The organism is Natrialbaceae archaeon AArc-T1-2, from assembly GCF_030273315.1.
In the GTDB taxonomy this organism is placed as follows: domain Archaea; phylum Halobacteriota; class Halobacteria; order Halobacteriales; family Natrialbaceae; genus Tc-Br11-E2g1.
On sequence record NZ_CP127174.1, the window covers coordinates 2900981 to 2916010 of the forward strand.

The window sequence follows — 15030 nt, forward strand, 5'->3', positions numbered from 1 at the left end:
GTGACGAGACCGGTGGAGGACGGGCCACCGGCCGACGTCGTACTATGCGTTCGCCGGCCGGTCGGCCGGAGCCAGCCCGACGGCGTCGGCGATCGGTTCCTCGAGGGACAGTCGCATCCGGACGTCGTTACCGCGGCGTTCGATCTCCTCGAATCCTAACGTCCGATAGACGGCGACTGCGCGTTCGTTCGTGGCGGTGACGTCGAGCACGAGCGCCTCGTGGCCGTCGGCGTCGGCGTAGGCGATGGCCTGACGGACGAGTTCGCTCCCGATGCCGCGCTCGAAGAAGCCGGGGTCGACGAAGACGATGAGGTGGGGCTCGTCGCTCGAGGTCGGCGAGTACGCCGCGTGGCCGACGACCCGGTCGCCGTCGCGAGCGACCAAATTTCTACCGCGTTCGCGCAAGTCCGCGAGCCACTCCGCGACGTACCCGCTGGTCACGGGCGGCAGCCCCATCGAGCGGTGCTCGGCAGGGTAACTCCCGTACATCGAGCACAACTGCTCGAGGTGGCCGTCGGCGAGCGGTTCGACGAGCAACACCTCGCCCCGCGCGTCGACGAATCGCGGGCAGCGAGGCGGACAGTCCGTGCCACCGGTACAAGATGTCGGATTCCAGGCGCGACAGGTGTCGCCGGTCATCGACCAGGAGTACGGGATCGACGCAGATCACATGTCTTCTTTATATACACGGTCTTCATATTCCCCCTCCCCACCGAATCGAGTTACCGTCCGACATGGACCGAAGGAAAAGTATTTAGCATCAATGTCGAAACAGTACCCTCATGGCGTACAGCTACGAGCCCCACTACTTCGAGGACTTCGAAGTGGGGCAGACGTTCGAGAGCGTCGGCCGTACGGTCACCGAGTACGACTTCGTCATGCACTCTGCGTTCACGGGTGACTGGACGGAGCTACACACGAACAAACACTTCGCCGAGGAGGGACATTTCGGCGAACGCGTCGCTCACGGTCCCATGACGTTCAGTCTGGCGACCGGCTTCGTCTATCGCTGTGGGATCGTCGAACGGACCGTCTACGCCTTCCTCGGGATGAACTACATGGACATCCCCGCCCCCGTCCACATGGACGACACCATCAGCCTCGAGATGGAGGTCACGGAGAAACGCGAGATCTCGAGCAAGGACGACGCCGGCCTCGTCACGATCGACACGACGATGACGAACCAGGAGGACACGGTCGTCTTCGAGGGCGACATGAAGTTCCTCATCAAACGCGCCGAGCACTACGCGTAACTCGCTACCAGCGCCGGCGTCCACAGACGCCGGGATCGATTCTCACGCCGTCGGGTCCTGTCGGTAAAGCCAGAGGCTACACGCGAGTGCAACCGCGCTCGCGACGGTCGCGATCGCGAACGACACCTGGTAGCCGACCTCCGTGTAGATCCGCGCGCCGGCGACCATCTCGCCCGTCCAGTAGGCGTCGAGGACGTAGCCCAGAAGCGTCGGGAAAAGCGCCGCACCGAGAAACGCTGCACCGTTTATCGTCGACGTCGAGACGCCGCTTGCGCTCGTCGCGTGTCGTTCCTTGATCACGGCGTAGCTCAGCGTGAACGCCCCGAGCAGAAAGCCCATAGCGAAGTAAACGACGCCGACCACGATCCGTGGCGGCTGTCCCGCGACCGCGAGGATACCGAAGCCGGCGACGTAGCCGACACCGCCGACGACGACGAGAACGGTCCGGCGCTCGAGGCGATCCGAGAGCCAGCCGAACGCGGGCGGGCCGAAGAGGAGTCCGAGACTGCCAAGCAGCGTGTACCAGGAAGCGGTCGTCACCGAGACGCCGTAGGTCTGGACGACGTAGGGCACTCCCCACAGTCCAAGCAGCGTGATCAGCATCCCCGTCGAACAGAACAGCATGAGGCTGATGGCCCACGTGACCCGTTCGGAAAGCACGACGCGAAGGTTCTCGACGACGTCTGCGAGCGTCAGACTCGTCGTGTCGGTCTCGGTTACGGGTTCGAAGCCCGCGTCTTCCGGTTCGTCGTCGGCGAGTACGAAGACGACGACGGCGAGTGCGAGTCCGAACGCCCCCAGCGCGAGCGTGGTTCCGCGCCAGCCGAACGTCCCGGCGGCGACGGCAAGCGGCGTCGTCGCGAGGATGCCGCCGAGCCCGGAGACGGCGACCGTGAGTCCGTTCATCGTCGCGAACTCGTCGGCACGAAACCAGCTCGCACAGAATCGTAGTATCGAGATGTATATCACCGCGCCGCCGAGACCGACGAGCGCTCGAGCGAGAAACGCAACGACGTAACTGTCCGCGAGTGCGAACCCGACCGCACCGACGTTGAGAACGATCGCCCCGGCCGTCGCCGTTTTCCGGGGACCGGTTCGGTCTGCGAGCACGCCGGCGGGCAACTGCATGAGCGCATAGACGTAGAAGAACGCGGCATGAAGCGTTCCGAGTGCCACACCGCTGGTATCGAACGCCACCATCAGCCGGTCGGCGAGGACGGCCGAAGAGAGCCGATAGAGGCTCACGAGCAAGAAGACGACCGCGAGTATCCCCCAGATAATCCAGCGCTGGTAGCGAAACGTTCCCCAGTATTTCACGGTAACTGATACCAATCAGCGAGGGGACGAAAACGTTCGGGTCACGGAACCCGCGTGCCGGTACCGGATCGCCGACCGAGGGTCGTCACCGACCGTTCCACGTCGGCTCGCGATCCTCGAAGAAGGCGTCGATGCCCTCGTTTTTGTCTTCGGTACCGAACAGCTGGGCGAACAGTTCGGCCTCGTACTCGATGCCCGCCTCGAGGTCCATCCGGGAGCTCGCTTTCACCGCCTTCTTCGCGAACTCGAGCGCGACGGGACTTTTCGCGGCCATCGACTCGGCGAGGTCGTACACCTCCTCGTCGAGTTCGTCGTCGTCCGCACAGACGACGTCGACGAGGCCGATCTCGCGGGCCTCCTCGGCGTCGATCAGCTCGCCCGAGAGGATCAGGCGCATGGCCTGTCCCTCGCCGACCAGCCGGGGCAGACGCTGGGTGCCGCCACCGCCGGGCATGATCCCGAGGGTGATCTCGGGCTGGCCGATCTTGGCCCGCTCGTGAGCGATGCGTACGTCACAGGCCTGGGCGAGTTCACAGCCACCGCCCAGCGCGTGGCCGTTGAGCCGACCGATGACGGGCTGGGGGAGGTCGTCGACGACCTCGTAGACCCGCGGCCGTTTCGAGATCTCGCGTTGCTCGAGGGCCGTACGCTCGCGGAACTCGGAGACGTCGGCCCCGGCGACGAACGCCTTCGCCTCGTCTTCGCCGGTGAGGACGACGACGCGGACGTCACTCGCTTCGATCGCTGCCGCGACCTCCTTCAACTCGGCGCGGACCTGCGCGTTCAGGGCGTTTCGCGCGTCGGGCCGGTCGAGGGTGACAGTCGCGACGCCGGCGACGCGGTCGCCGACCGAGGCGTGGACCGTCTCGCAGTCGTCGGCGACAGCCTCGACCTCCTCGGCACCGTCGACGGGGCTCTCGGGCAGGCTCATTCCTCGACCTCCCCGCTGACGCCGACGATTTCGCCGTCCTCCCAGACGTAGAAGCCTTCGCCGGTCTTCTTGCCCAGTTTGCCCGCACGGACCTTCCGTTTGAGCGCCTGTGGCGGCTTGAACCGCTCGCCCAGTTCCTCGCGGAGGTACTCGAGGATGTCCAGGCGGACGTCCAGGCCGACGACGTCGCCGAGTTCGATCGGTCCCATCGGGTGGTTGTAGCCCAGTTCCATCGCGGCGTCGATGTCCCGGGGGTCGGCGACGCCTTCCTCGACCATTCGCATCGCCTCGACGCCCAGCGCGACGCCCAGCCGCGAGGAGGCAAAGCCCGGCGAGTCGGTGACCTCGACGGGGGTCTTCTCGATGTCCTCGACGTAGCCGTGGGCGAACTCGAGGGTTGCCTCGTCGGTCTGTTCGGCGACGACAATCTCGACGAGTCCCATGATGTGGACGGGGTTGAAAAAGTGCAGCCCGATCACGCGGCCGTCGTTCTCGGCGGCGCTTGCGATCTCCGTGACCGACAGCGAGGAGGTGTTGGTCGCGATGATCGTGTCCTCGTCGACCAGTTCCTCGACGTCTTCCATCGTTCCCTTCTTCAGGTCGATGTCCTCGGGCACGGCCTCGACGACGAGGTCTGCCCCCTCGACGGCGTCGGCCAGGTCCGTGGTGCCCGAGAGGCGCTCGAGCGCCGCGTCGGCCTCCTCGCGGGTGACTTTCTCGCGTTCGATGCCGCCCTCGAGGGTGTCCTCGATCGCCTCGAGTCCGTTCTCGACGTACTCCGTCTCGATATCCCGTACGACGACGTCGTGGCCGGCCATCGCTGTAACCTGTGCAATGCCGTGGCCCATAGTGCCGGCTCCGAGTACTGCAACCTGCATACACGGGAGTATCGCGGGGAATGTGAAAGCCGTTTTCGTTTCAGAAGACGAGTCCGGGACCGAACTGCAGCGCCCAGAGCGCGACCATGCCGACGATGATCGTCAACAGGATGTCGCCGCGCCACCACGCGACGGCGGTGGCGACGATCGCGGCGAACAGCCGTTCGTCGAGAACCATCTCGGCGACGTCCGGGCTCGGCGTGACGAGCTGTGGGGCGACCAGCGCCGCAAGCACCGCTGCGGGCACGAACTTGAGGAACAGTTTGACCCGCGTCGGGACCTGGTTGATCCGGCCGAACAGGTGGATGAACGATAGCCGGATGAGGTAGGTCGCGACAGCGATGACGAGGATCACGGCCCAGATCTCGAGCAGCGAGTAGTCGTTCATCAGCCAATCACCTCCTCTGTGGTCACGCCGGCAACGATCCCGACGGCCGCCGCGAGCAGGAGGTCAACCCCCTGAGGCATGCCGAACTCGGCGACGGCGTAGGCTGCAGCGATCGCGACGACGGCGCTGGCGAGTGCAGCGACGACCTGTGGCGCGTCCTCGATCGCCGGAACCAGGATGGCGAGAAAGACCAGCGGAACCGCGAACATGAGGTTCAGCGACTCCGGAATGCCGGCACCGAGGAGATACCCAATCGCCGTCGTCGCGACCCAGACGACCCAGATGGTCACGCCGAGTCCGAGGTAGTACAGCCGCTTGTTACGGTCGCTGTCGTCCTTGCCGTACTCGGCGATCGACATCGCGTAGACGTGGTCGGTGAGGAAGTACGCGAGGTACGCCCGCACGCGCTTTCCGTACTCGGTGAAATGTGGCGCGATCGACGCCGAGTACATGAGCATCCGCAGGTTGATCACGATACCGGTGACGATCACGATGACGAGTCCGGCGTTCGCGCCGATCAACTCGGCGGTGACGAGCTGTGCGGTGCCCGCGAAGATGACCGCGGACATCGCCACCGTCTGGGCGGTCGACAGTCCCGCACCGTCGGCGGCGATCCCGAAGACGATCGCGAACGGGATGAGTCCCAGCAAGATCCCGACGGAATCTCTGGCCCCCGCTTTGAAGTCCCCGTTCATTGTACCGAGTGGTTGTCTGGGGCGAGGGTACGGAGGGTGTTCGAGAGCGGTACGGCCGGTTGAATCGACGGGAGCGACGGCCCCGTCGATGCGGTATCTGTCCCTAACATAGTGGGATCGGTCCGAATGTCGACAGGTGGACGACCACGACCACACGGTCCGGTTCCGGCGACGAACGGGGATGTGGTCCCGCCGTCTCTGCCCAGGCAGTCGCCAGTGTGGAACGTGTGGCTATTTGTCATGGTCGTGGCACTACCTCGCAGTGGGCATTGCCTACGTCTCTCTCAGCCACGTCCCCTTCAAAACCGTATCGAACTTTCACGATATCGTGTGTTGGTACCTATCACACTACGGGTCGTCGTCTCACCGGGTCGTCGTCTCACCTCACCTCACCTCCGGGCGTGTGAGGCGGCCGAGAGCCGAAGGCTTAACCCCGAACCGTCCGACCTACCGCGTGATGACCGACGCCGAGGCTGTAATCGTCGACGCAGTACGGACGCCACAGGCGAAAAAGGACGGCGGACTCGCCGACACGTATCCGGAGGACCTCGTGATCGCGATCCTCGAGGCACTCGAGGAGCGAACCGGCGTCCCCGCCGGGGAGTGGGACGACTTCCGGCTCGGCTGTGCAAACCAGGAGAACGAACAGGGCCGAAACCTCGCTCGCCAGTCGCTGCTCGCCGGCGGGTTCCCCGAGGAGGTCCCCGGCGCGACGACCACCCGGCTCTGTGGTTCCTCGCTCACCACGCTCGTCGACGCCGCCCGCGCGATCGAGACGGGCGACGGCGAGGTCTTCCCCGTCGCCGGCGTCGAGCACATGAGCCGGATCCCCTTCTCGGACTGGCTCCACCCCGGGATCGAGGAGCGCTACGACCCCGACGACCTCCCGATGGGCGCGACCGCCGAACGCGTCGCCCGGAAGTTCGACGTCGGCCGGGAAGAACAGGACGAGTTCGCGCTTCGATCTCACCAGCGCGCCCTCGAGGCCTGGGAGGAGGGTCGGTTCGACGACGAGGTCGTTCCCGTCGAGACCGAGGACGGCGTCGTCGACCGCGACGAGGGCCCACGCGAGGACACGGACATGGAGACCCTCTCCGGCCTTCCGACCGTCTTCGCCGACGACGACCAGGGAACGGTCACCCCCGGCAACGCCTCGCCGCTGACCGACGGCGCGGCCGGCCTGCTGGTCACGAGCGCCGAGTACGCCGACGAACACGACCTCGACGTGCTCGCACGCGTCCGCTCCCGCGGCGTCGCCGGCGTCGACCCCACCATCATGGGGATCGGCCCGGTCCCGGCGACGAGAGACGCACTCGAGGGCACCGACCTCACCGTCGACGACATGGACCTCGTCGAACTCAACGAGGCCTTTGCCTCCCAGAGTCTCTACTGTGCGCGCGAACTCGGTATCCCCGAGGAGAAACTCAACGTCAACGGCGGCGCGATCGCACTCGGCCACCCACTGGGCTGTTCCGGTGCGCGCATCGCGACCACGCTGTTGCACGAACTGAAGCGTCGCGACGGTCGGTACGGGCTGGCGACGATGTGTGTCGGCTTCGGGCAGGGCGTGGCGACGGTGTTCGAACGATCCTGAAGCGGCACTCGTTTCGAAACAGACGACGTTTCGGCAGTTACGCGTCCGCGAGCCGCATCTTGAACCCGTAGCGGGTCACACCCTCCTGGGTGTAGATCCGGCGGATCGTCGCCTCGACGCGATCGCCGACGTCGACGTTCTCGTCGCCGACGGCGAGTACCTGCGTCGGGGTCGAGACGGCCTCGTCGCGGTCGCCGCCGGGACCGTCGAGGGCGACGACCGCGCTGACGTAGGCCCCTTCTCTCGCTTGCTGTTCGACGAACTCCGGGGGCGCGCCGCCCTGGCCGATGACCGTCGCGGCCTCGACGGTCCCCGTACCGGGGAGGGAGACCTCGTCGTAGGCCTCGAACGCCCCACACTCCGTACACGCACCCTCTGGCGGGAACGCGAGCGACCCACACTCCTCACAGCGACCGGCGACGAGCCGGTGGCGCTGGGGGATCGTGCGCTTCCAGCTCGGAACGGAGACGTAAGCGCCGCCGCCGTCGGGCTCACCGGGGGTGACGTCACCGCGCATCCGGAGGTACTCGCCGTAGGACAGCGTCTCCACGCCCTCGAGTCGGGTCCGGACGGCCACGCCCTCGCCTGCGAGCCGGGCCGCGGTCGCGCCGCCGCCGGAGCCGTAGCCGATCAGCCCGAGATCGGTGTGGCCGTCCTCGAGTGCGCTCGCGAGTCCGAGGAGAACGCTCGCCGCGCCGGTGTCGCCGAGATCGTGGACGGTCGTTCCCGCCTGGAGCGCGTCGGTGTCGACGCCGAGGTCGCCCGCTGCCCGGTAGGGGAGCTTGCCGTTTGGCGACTGCAGGCAGACCGCATCGGCGTCGGCGAGGTCACCCTCGAGGGCGTCGGCCGCGGCGGCGACGGTCTCCGTGAACGCCTGCCGGTCGTAGCCCGTGACCCCGAGACCGGTCGTCTCCTCCGAGCCGCGGGGACGGAACCGGGTGCCAGGGAAGAGGCTGACGTGTTCTGCGGTGTCGGTCACGGCTCCAGGGCCGTCGGGTGCGAGCACGACGGCAGCCGCGCCCGCGCCGCCGGCGTGTTCGACCTCGTCGTCGGGTGCGCCACGCGGGGCGTCGCTGGCGACGACGAGGGTCGGCTCGTCGGCGAACTCGAGGCCGGTCACCAGCGCCTCGAGGCCGGCACGGGTCGAGCCGGTGAACTGGCGGGTCTCGAGGTCCGTGCCGAGCCCGAGGGTGCTGGCGAGCCGTGGCGGAATCGCCTCCTCCTCGTAGGGCGGGGTCGTCGTTCCGATCAGCAACGCCCCGATCTCGTCGGCGTCGACGTCGCCGGCTGCGAGCGCGAGTGCCGCCGCCTCGTGGGCCATCGTCAACGCGTCTTCGTCGCCCGCGGGGACCGCCGTCTCGGAGATGCCCGCGCCGTGGAACTGGCCCCAAGCTTCTTCGACGGCCTCGGCGGTCAGCCGGTAGCGGGGCGCGTACGCGCCGACGCTTGCGATCCCGGTCATCGTTTCACCCCCTCGTTCTCGAAGACGTGAATGGCCGTCGCACCGCCGCTGCCGCCGACGTTGTGGGTGAGACCGTATGTGGGTTCCTCGAGCTGGCGGTCGCCCGCCTGGCCGGTGAGCTGGTCGAAGGCCTCGACGACCTGGCCGGCACCGGTCGCGCCGATCGGGTGGCCCTTCGATTTGAGTCCGCCGGAGGTGTTGACCGGCAGCTCGCCGTCGGGATCGGTGACGCCCTCCCGCAGCAGACGGGGAGCCTCGCCGGGCTCACAGAAGCCGAGATCCTCGTAGGCGATCAGTTCCGCGATGGCGAAGCAGTCGTGGACCTCCGCGAAGTCGAGGTCGTCGGGCTCGATGCCGGCCCGATCGTAGGCGGTCTCGGCGGCGACCTGCGAGGCGGAGATGCCGGTGTAGCTGTCTCGTTCGGCCAGTCCGACACGTTCGCTCGCTGCGCCCACGCCCGCGACGCGAACGCGTTCGTCGGTGTACTCGGAGACGACATCCTCGCTCGCGAGCAAGACGACGGCCGCTCCGTCGGAGGTCGGACAGCAGTGATAGAGGTTCAACGGCTCGGCGACCGCCGGCGCACCCGTGGCCTCCTCGAGCGAGCACTCGAAGCCGAGGTGGGCCTTCGGATTTTTCGCGCCATTTTTGTGGTTTTTCACCGCGACCCGGGAGAGGTCTTCGTTGGTCGCGTCGTACTCGTCCATGTAGACGCTTGCCATCTGGGCGTAGACGCCCGAGAAGGTGGTTCCGGTAAGACGTTCCCACTCGGTCTCGCCGGAGACGCCCAGCCAGTACTTCGTGACGTCGCCGGACATGTCGGACATGACCTCGTAACCGCTTGCGAGGACGACGTCCGCGAGACCGCTTTTGATCGCCTGGACGCCCTGTCGGACGGCGAAGCCGCCCGCGGCACAGGCGTTCTCGATCCGCGAGCAGGGCGTGTTGTGCAGCCCGACGTGTTCGGTCACTGCCGGCCCGGAGAGGCCGAGCTGGCGACCGCCGACGCCGAGGCTCCCGACGACGGCCTCGTCGATCTCGTCCGTGTCGATTCCGTACTCGACGCTGTCACGGGCCGCGGCGTACGCCTTCGCGAACAGATCCCGGTAGCTCCGGTCCGGGAACGCGCCGAAGGCGGTCTGTCCCGCGCCGATGACGTAGACATCCCGCATACTCGAGCGTTGGGACGGGCCGGGATATAGCTTCTGAACCGGACGCTCGTCGCGTATCACATCATTTTTGGTCCGGCACTCGAGATACGGAGTCGAGGATGACCTACAAGGCTATAGAGACTGCCTCACGCGAAGAGATTCGTGAGGTCCAGAACGAACGGCTCCGCGAGACGGTACGCAACGCCTACGAAAACGTCGAGTACTACCGCGAGGCACTCGACGAGGCCGGCGTCTCCCCCGAGGACATCGAGACCGTCGACGACGTCACGACGCTTCCGTTCACGACCAAAGAGGACTTCCGCGACGAGTATCCCGACGGCTTATTCGCCGTCGACGACGAGGAGATCACACGTATCCACGCCTCCTCCGGCACGACTGGCAAGCCCAAGATCGTCTCCTACACGGACGACGACCTCGAGGTCTGGAACGAGGTCGTCGCCCGCAGTCTCACCGCGGCGGGCGTCGAACCCGGCGACACCGTCCAGAACGCCTACGGCTACGGGCTGTTCACGGGCGGTCTCGGACTGCACTACGGCGTCGAGGAACTCGGCGCGACCGTGATCCCGATCGGTGGCGGCCAGACACAACGCCAGGTCGAGATGCTCAAGGACTTAGAGAGTGACGCCATCTCCTGTACGCCATCCTACGCGCTGTATCTCGCCGAGACGGCAGAAGAGATGGGCATCGACATCAAAGACCTCCCGCTGTCGACGGTCATCTTCGGTGCCGAACCCTGTACCGACCCGATGCGCGAGGAGATCGAAGAACGCCTCGACGTCAACGGAATCGACATCTACGGTCTCTCCGAAATCGTCGGCCCCGGCGTCTCCAACGAGTGTCACGAGGCCCAGGACGGGCTGCACATCTGGGAGGATCGCTTCTACCCCGAGGTCGTCGACCCCGAGACGGGCGAGCCCCTGCCCGAGGGCGAGGAAGGGGAACTCGTGCTCACCACGCTCTCGAAAGCGGCCCTGCCCGTGCTCCGGTACCGCACCGGCGACCTCACCACGCTCACCTACGAGGAGTGTGCGTGTGGCCGCACGATGGTCCGGATGGACAACGTCACCGGCCGCGCCGACGACCTCATCATCGTCCGCGGCGTCAACTTCTACCCGAGCGAGGTCGAGGACGTCGTCCTCGAGTTCGACGAGATCGCCCCTCACTATCGCATCGACCTAGAGCGCGAGGGCAACCTCGACACCATCGAGATCACGGTCGAACTCGTCGAGGATTTCGATGGCGACGAGGAGCGACTCCACAGCGAGATCCTCACCCGCCTCGAGAACGTCCTCTCGTTTACCCCCGACCAGCTGACGCTCGCCGAGTACAGCTCTATCGAGCGTTCGGAGGTCGGCAAAGTCCAGCGCGTCTTCGACCACCGGTAAACTGCGCTCTCGAGTCGAGACGGTGGCCTGTCCTGGCTTCGATTCCGTTCCGTACGGCTTATACTGTCGGTCATGGACCGGTGAACTGGCGTGTGCCAGAGCCGGCGGTACAGCGCATGTCAGCCCGTCCGCTCTCACAGGTAGGGTACGTATGTATGACCGACAGTATTACCCCAGAACGTACACCCGGCCGCGGAACGTCGAGATCCGGCCGTCGTTCTCGTCGGTGATGACCACCTCGTACTCCGCCGTTCGGCCGGCGACGTGTGTCTCTTCTGCAGTCGCCGTGAGGACGTCGCCGACGTCGACGGCGTCGAGGTAGGAGATGTTCGTCTCGAGCGCGACGGCGGTGTCGCCGTGGGAGTTCGAGGCGGCAGCGAACGCCGCGTCGGCGAGCGAGTAGACCGCCCCGCCGTGGGGCGTGCCGTGGAAGTTGAGCAAATCCTCGGTGATCTCGAGTCGGGTACGTGCCCGTCCTGGCTCGAACTCGACGAGTTCGATGCCAAGCGTGTCACAGAAGGCGTCGCTCTCGATCTCCGCTCTGATAGCGTCGATGTCCGTCATGTACGCACACGACTGGCTCGGGGGCCGAAGAATCTATTGGAATCGGAAACGAGATCGAGACGGACAGAATCGATCGTTCACTCGAAAACCTGGTGAAACAGCGTCTCCTCGGCGCGTCGGAGCCGTTCGAGGAACGCGGACTTGCTGATTCCCAGCTCGTCGGCGACCTCCTCGGAGGAGGCCTCTCGCGGGATCGAGAAGTAGCCCATCTCGAGTGCCGTCCGGACGCACGCCTCCTGTGGCGGCGTGATGTCCCAGCGCTGGCTGGGCGATCCTTCGGCGTCGGACTGCAGCGGGTAGACACGCTCTAGGCGGACGCCGACGGTTTCGCCGGCGGTCTCCATGACGCCTTTGAGCACGTCGCGACCGACGACGGCTCCGAAGAACGTCGCTGCGCCGTCGCGGTACCGGAGGTTCTCGACGATGAGTCCGCCGTCGATCAGCTTGTGGACGATACAGGGCTCTTTGGAGAGACAGCGATACCGGTACCGGCCGTCGGTCTCTGCGACGTGTAAGTACCGGATCCGATCGTCGTCGTCGAGTACACGTTTGAGTTCGTCGTCTCGAGGCGAACTGAACTGCAAGAGAGCGTAGCCGTCGGCCCGGAGCTGGGGCGGCTGGGCGTGGATCTCGACGCCGACCGCCTGCGTCGCCTCCGCGAGCGGGCAGCCATCGTCCTGGACGCGAAACTCCACCGCGAGACACTCGTCGATCATACCGGCGGTACGAGTCCGGGAAACTTAAAGCCCGTCTATGTGGCGGTCAAGGGATAAGGACACAAACGCCGTGTATTCGAACGAAACGATGGACATCGACACGGTCAAACAACGAGCGGGTCCGCGGGAGTTCAGCCCCGCGGACGATATGCCGGAGGAGTACCGGAAAGCGGCGACCCGGATGATCGAGTTCCACGCCAACAGCGAGATCATGGGCGCGTACCTCGAGCGTCCGTTCATCCGGGAGGCTCCGAGTATCGACCGGAAGCTCGCGTTCTCAGCAAAGGTCCAAGACGAGATCGGCCACGGGCAGCTGCTCTACCGTGCCGCCGAGTCCCTCGGCGTGAAAACGCGCGAGGAGATGCTCGACGACCTCGCCGAGGGCACGGGCAAGTTCCTCAACTGTTTCCACTACCCGATGGACAGCTGGCCCGAGACGGCGATGATCGCCTTCTTCGTCGACGGGGCGGCGATGCGCCGGCAGGCGACGCTGCGACGAACCAGCTGGGAACCGTACGCCCACGCGATGGACAAGGTCTGTTTCGAGGAGGGCTTCCACGTCAAACACGGCGAGGACATCCTCGCGACGCTGATGAGCGGTTCGAAGAAAGAACAGGAGATGACCCAGGCGGCCTTCGAGGAGTGGTGGCCTCGCATCATCCAGTTTTTCGGCCCCACCGACGACCAGAGCAAACACCACGGCTTCGCCTCCGAGGTCGGCCTGAAACAGCAGTCCAACGACGAACTCCGCACCGCCTTCCTCAACCAGTACATTCCGAAGGCCGAGAAGTACGGTCTCGAGATTCCCGACGAACCCCGCATCCGGAAAAACGACGAGGGCGACTACGAGGTCGTCGAGGACGATCTCGACTGGGAGGAGTTCTTCACGATCGCGAAAAACGAGTACGATCCCGGCGTCGGCCAGATCGACGGCCGCAAGGCCGCACAGGAGGCCGTCCAGTGGGTTCGAGACACCATCGAGGGTGACGACATGCCCTCGGGCAGCCAGACGCCACAGGCCGCTGACTGACCATGATCTGGGAAGTATTCAGACAGGAGAAACCGGGCGAGTACCACACCCACTGTGGGAACGTCCACGCGCCGGACCGCGAGATGGCAAAGCAGTTCGCCGCGATCCAGCACGGCCGGCGCAAGCCGACGAACAGCCTCTGGGTCGTCCCGAAAGACGAAATCGGCGAACTCGACGGCGAGGAGTACGCCTTCGGCGGAACGACCGACAAGAGCTACCGCTGGTCGACGGGCTACAACGTCACCGCCGACGACGCACGCGAGGTCGTCGAATCGTCGGACGAACAGGAAGACGCCGAGAGACGGCGCAGTGAGGTGGCGTGATGAGCGAATTCGACTCCCCCGCCGACCTCGACGACGACCAGGCAGACGCCCTCGAGGCGCTCTTGCTGTCCCTGGCCGACGACGAGTACGTCCTCGCGGAACGGTACACCGAGTGGCAGGTCCGTGCGCCCACCCTCGAGTCCGACCTGGCGTTCGCGAACAACGCCCAGGACGAACTGGGCCACGCTCGCCTCTGGTACGACGTCCTCGAGGACCTCGGCCACGAGGAACACGAGCTGATCTACGAACGCGAGCCGGACGCGTGGCGACACAGCACGCTGGTCGAACAGCCCTTCGCCGAGGGCGACTGGGCCGACGCCATCCTCCGGCACTACCTCTACGACGTCGCCGAACAGCTGCGTCTCGAGGCACTCGAGGACTCGAGCTACGCAAAGATCGCAGACCGCGTCGGCAAGATCCAGAACGAGGAGGAGTACCACCGCGAACACGCAGAGAGCTGGATGGAACGGCTCGCCGACGGCGAGGAGGGCCACGAACGCCTGCAAGAGGCCGTCAATCGGCTGTTCCCGCACGCGCTGACGCTGTTCGAGCCGTGCGCGCCGCTTTCAGACGCGGGAGACAAAAGCGGCGACGAGGACCTCGAGGAGACGATCGTCGAGGCCGGCTTCCGTGAGGTCTCCCTCGAGGAGCTTCGCGAGGAGTGGCTCTCGATCGTCGTCCCCTATCTCGACGAGCTCGGTCTCGTGACGCCAGTCTCGGAGATCCTCCACGACGACGACTACGACCTCGAGGTGACCGACGACACCCTCCCCGACGCTCGCGGCCGTGACGGTGACCACACCGACGCGTGGGAACAGCTCCAGGCGGAGTTCACCAACACCTACCGCGAGCTCGGACGGAGCGAAGCGACGAAGATCATGGCCAAACCCGAATAATGACCAGCGATACTCCGGACACGGATTCGAACGCCGACGCCACGCCCTGTGCGTACACCGAGTACCGCGAGGGCGAGGATATCGAAGAGCTTCCCGCGATCGGCGAGGGAGCCACCGGCGTCGAGGCCGACGTGTGGGAGACCCTCTACGAGATCGACGACCCCGAGATGCCGGTCAGCATCGTCGACCTCGGACTGATATACGGCGTCTCCGTCGAAGACGGCGTCGCGACGGTCGACATGACGCTTACGTACTCCGGCTGCCCGGCCCGCGACATGCTGCTCGAACAGGTCGAGCGGGAAGTCAGCGAGGTCGACGGCGTCGAAGCGGTCGACCTGCGGCTCGTCTGGAGTCCGGAGTGGACGATCGAGATGGTCACCGACCAGGGGAAAGCCGACCTGAAAGAGTTCGGCCTCAGCGTCTAAG

17 protein-coding genes are annotated in these 15030 nt (G+C 65.9%); 7 read left to right on the top strand and 10 right to left on the bottom strand.

All coding sequences use genetic code 11. From position 1 onward, the window contains the following. Nucleotides 1-42: 42 nt before the first annotated feature. Nucleotides 43-639: a GNAT family N-acetyltransferase gene (locus QQ977_RS14995; RefSeq protein ID WP_285926573.1), complete on the bottom strand. Its 597-nt coding sequence runs from the start codon at nt 637-639 to the stop codon at nt 43-45. Nucleotides 640-782: 143 nt separating this feature from the next. Between QQ977_RS14995 and QQ977_RS15000 the strand changes: the two genes are divergently transcribed. Continuing rightward, entirely contained in the window at nt 783-1253 is a 471-nt protein-coding gene (locus QQ977_RS15000; protein WP_285926574.1) for a MaoC/PaaZ C-terminal domain-containing protein, read from the top strand. A 42-nt stretch (nt 1254-1295) separates the two neighbouring features. Here QQ977_RS15000 and QQ977_RS15005 read toward each other — a convergent pair whose 3' ends face one another. The 5 genes from QQ977_RS15005 to QQ977_RS15025 form a co-directional block, all read right to left on the bottom strand. After that, on the bottom strand, nt 1296-2570 hold the full coding sequence (locus QQ977_RS15005) for an MFS transporter (RefSeq protein WP_285926575.1): 1275 nt from the start codon (nt 2568-2570) through the stop codon (nt 1296-1298). Between the two features lie 85 nt (nt 2571-2655). Further along, nucleotides 2656-3501, bottom strand: a complete 846-nt coding sequence (locus tag QQ977_RS15010) for an enoyl-CoA hydratase/isomerase family protein (RefSeq protein WP_285926576.1) — start codon at nt 3499-3501, stop codon at nt 2656-2658. Then, the gene (locus tag QQ977_RS15015; RefSeq protein ID WP_285926577.1) at nt 3498-4379 is read right to left on the bottom strand and encodes a 3-hydroxyacyl-CoA dehydrogenase family protein; all 882 of its coding nucleotides are present in this window, start codon (nt 4377-4379) and stop codon (nt 3498-3500) included. The genes QQ977_RS15010 and QQ977_RS15015 overlap by 4 nt, the downstream gene beginning before the upstream one ends. Before the next feature lie 40 nt (nt 4380-4419). Next, nucleotides 4420-4767, bottom strand: a complete 348-nt coding sequence (locus QQ977_RS15020; RefSeq protein WP_285926579.1) for an AzlD domain-containing protein — start codon at nt 4765-4767, stop codon at nt 4420-4422. After that, complete coding sequence (locus QQ977_RS15025; RefSeq protein WP_285926581.1) at nt 4767-5462, bottom strand: AzlC family ABC transporter permease; 696 nt, start codon at nt 5460-5462, stop codon at nt 4767-4769. The genes QQ977_RS15020 and QQ977_RS15025 overlap by 1 nt, the downstream gene beginning before the upstream one ends. 457 nt (nt 5463-5919) lie before the next feature. On the opposite strand from QQ977_RS15025, the gene QQ977_RS15030 reads away from it, so the two are divergent. Then, nucleotides 5920-7056: a thiolase family protein gene (locus tag QQ977_RS15030; RefSeq protein WP_285926582.1), complete on the top strand. Its 1137-nt coding sequence runs from the start codon at nt 5920-5922 to the stop codon at nt 7054-7056. A gap of 37 nt (nt 7057-7093) precedes the next feature. On the opposite strand, the gene QQ977_RS15035 is transcribed toward QQ977_RS15030, so the two are convergent. Together QQ977_RS15035 and QQ977_RS15040 are read right to left on the bottom strand one after the other, a co-directional pair. Further along, entirely contained in the window at nt 7094-8518 is a 1425-nt protein-coding gene (locus QQ977_RS15035) for a zinc ribbon domain-containing protein (RefSeq protein WP_285926583.1), read from the bottom strand. Next, complete coding sequence (locus QQ977_RS15040; protein WP_285926584.1) at nt 8515-9690, bottom strand: thiolase domain-containing protein; 1176 nt, start codon at nt 9688-9690, stop codon at nt 8515-8517. The genes QQ977_RS15035 and QQ977_RS15040 overlap by 4 nt, the downstream gene beginning before the upstream one ends. Nucleotides 9691-9788: 98 nt before the next feature. Here QQ977_RS15040 and paaK point away from each other — a divergent pair, with 98 nt between their 5' ends. Then, nucleotides 9789-11075 (top strand): phenylacetate--CoA ligase PaaK, encoded by a 1287-nt coding sequence (gene paaK, locus QQ977_RS15045; RefSeq protein WP_285926585.1) that lies wholly within the window; start codon nt 9789-9791, stop codon nt 11073-11075. 168 nt (nt 11076-11243) lie between these two features. Here the strand turns inward: paaK and paaI are convergent, their stop codons facing one another. Further along, nucleotides 11244-11639: a hydroxyphenylacetyl-CoA thioesterase PaaI gene (gene paaI / locus QQ977_RS15050; protein WP_285926586.1), complete on the bottom strand. Its 396-nt coding sequence runs from the start codon at nt 11637-11639 to the stop codon at nt 11244-11246. A 77-nt stretch (nt 11640-11716) separates the two neighbouring features. After that, nucleotides 11717-12355, bottom strand: a complete 639-nt coding sequence (locus tag QQ977_RS15055) for a helix-turn-helix domain-containing protein (protein WP_285926587.1) — start codon at nt 12353-12355, stop codon at nt 11717-11719. Nucleotides 12356-12443: 88 nt separating this feature from the next. Here QQ977_RS15055 and paaA point away from each other — a divergent pair, with 88 nt between their 5' ends. The 4 genes from paaA to paaD are packed head-to-tail and all read left to right on the top strand — an operon-like array spanning nt 12444 to nt 15029. Further along, a complete protein-coding gene (paaA, locus tag QQ977_RS15060) occupies nt 12444-13385 on the top strand; it encodes a 1,2-phenylacetyl-CoA epoxidase subunit PaaA (protein ID WP_285926588.1) in 942 nt (313 codons plus the stop codon). Nucleotides 13386-13387: 2 nt separating this feature from the next. Continuing rightward, a complete protein-coding gene (paaB, locus tag QQ977_RS15065; RefSeq protein ID WP_285926589.1) occupies nt 13388-13708 on the top strand; it encodes a 1,2-phenylacetyl-CoA epoxidase subunit PaaB in 321 nt (106 codons plus the stop codon). Continuing rightward, nucleotides 13708-14604 (top strand): 1,2-phenylacetyl-CoA epoxidase subunit PaaC, encoded by an 897-nt coding sequence (gene paaC / locus QQ977_RS15070; RefSeq protein ID WP_285926590.1) that lies wholly within the window; start codon nt 13708-13710, stop codon nt 14602-14604. Before paaB ends, paaC begins: the two co-directional genes overlap by 1 nt. After that, nucleotides 14604-15029 (top strand): 1,2-phenylacetyl-CoA epoxidase subunit PaaD, encoded by a 426-nt coding sequence (paaD, locus tag QQ977_RS15075; protein ID WP_285926591.1) that lies wholly within the window; start codon nt 14604-14606, stop codon nt 15027-15029. The genes paaC and paaD overlap by 1 nt, the downstream gene beginning before the upstream one ends. The last annotated feature ends 1 nt before the right edge of the window (nt 15030 follow it).

What these genes read in the sequence shown, in the direction of transcription:
- QQ977_RS14995 (WP_285926573.1), bottom strand. Translation starts at nt 639, where the DNA reads ATGACCGGCGACACCTGTCGCGCCTGGAATCCGACATCTTGTACCGGT.
- QQ977_RS15000 (WP_285926574.1), top strand. Translation starts at nt 783, where the DNA reads ATGGCGTACAGCTACGAGCCCCACTACTTCGAGGACTTCGAAGTGGGG.
- QQ977_RS15010 (WP_285926576.1), bottom strand. Translation starts at nt 3,501, where the DNA reads ATGAGCCTGCCCGAGAGCCCCGTCGACGGTGCCGAGGAGGTCGAGGCT.
- QQ977_RS15015 (WP_285926577.1), bottom strand. Translation starts at nt 4,379, where the DNA reads ATGCAGGTTGCAGTACTCGGAGCCGGCACTATGGGCCACGGCATTGCA.
- QQ977_RS15020 (WP_285926579.1), bottom strand. Translation starts at nt 4,767, where the DNA reads ATGAACGACTACTCGCTGCTCGAGATCTGGGCCGTGATCCTCGTCATC.
- QQ977_RS15025 (WP_285926581.1), bottom strand. Translation starts at nt 5,462, where the DNA reads ATGAACGGGGACTTCAAAGCGGGGGCCAGAGATTCCGTCGGGATCTTG.
- QQ977_RS15030 (WP_285926582.1), top strand. Translation starts at nt 5,920, where the DNA reads ATGACCGACGCCGAGGCTGTAATCGTCGACGCAGTACGGACGCCACAG.
- QQ977_RS15035 (WP_285926583.1), bottom strand. Translation starts at nt 8,518, where the DNA reads ATGACCGGGATCGCAAGCGTCGGCGCGTACGCGCCCCGCTACCGGCTG.
- QQ977_RS15040 (WP_285926584.1), bottom strand. Translation starts at nt 9,690, where the DNA reads ATGCGGGATGTCTACGTCATCGGCGCGGGACAGACCGCCTTCGGCGCG.
- paaK (WP_285926585.1), top strand. Translation starts at nt 9,789, where the DNA reads ATGACCTACAAGGCTATAGAGACTGCCTCACGCGAAGAGATTCGTGAG.
- paaI (WP_285926586.1), bottom strand. Translation starts at nt 11,639, where the DNA reads ATGACGGACATCGACGCTATCAGAGCGGAGATCGAGAGCGACGCCTTC.
- QQ977_RS15055 (WP_285926587.1), bottom strand. Translation starts at nt 12,355, where the DNA reads ATGATCGACGAGTGTCTCGCGGTGGAGTTTCGCGTCCAGGACGATGGC.
- paaA (WP_285926588.1), top strand. Translation starts at nt 12,444, where the DNA reads ATGGACATCGACACGGTCAAACAACGAGCGGGTCCGCGGGAGTTCAGC.
- paaB (WP_285926589.1), top strand. Translation starts at nt 13,388, where the DNA reads ATGATCTGGGAAGTATTCAGACAGGAGAAACCGGGCGAGTACCACACC.
- paaC (WP_285926590.1), top strand. Translation starts at nt 13,708, where the DNA reads ATGAGCGAATTCGACTCCCCCGCCGACCTCGACGACGACCAGGCAGAC.
- paaD (WP_285926591.1), top strand. Translation starts at nt 14,604, where the DNA reads ATGACCAGCGATACTCCGGACACGGATTCGAACGCCGACGCCACGCCC.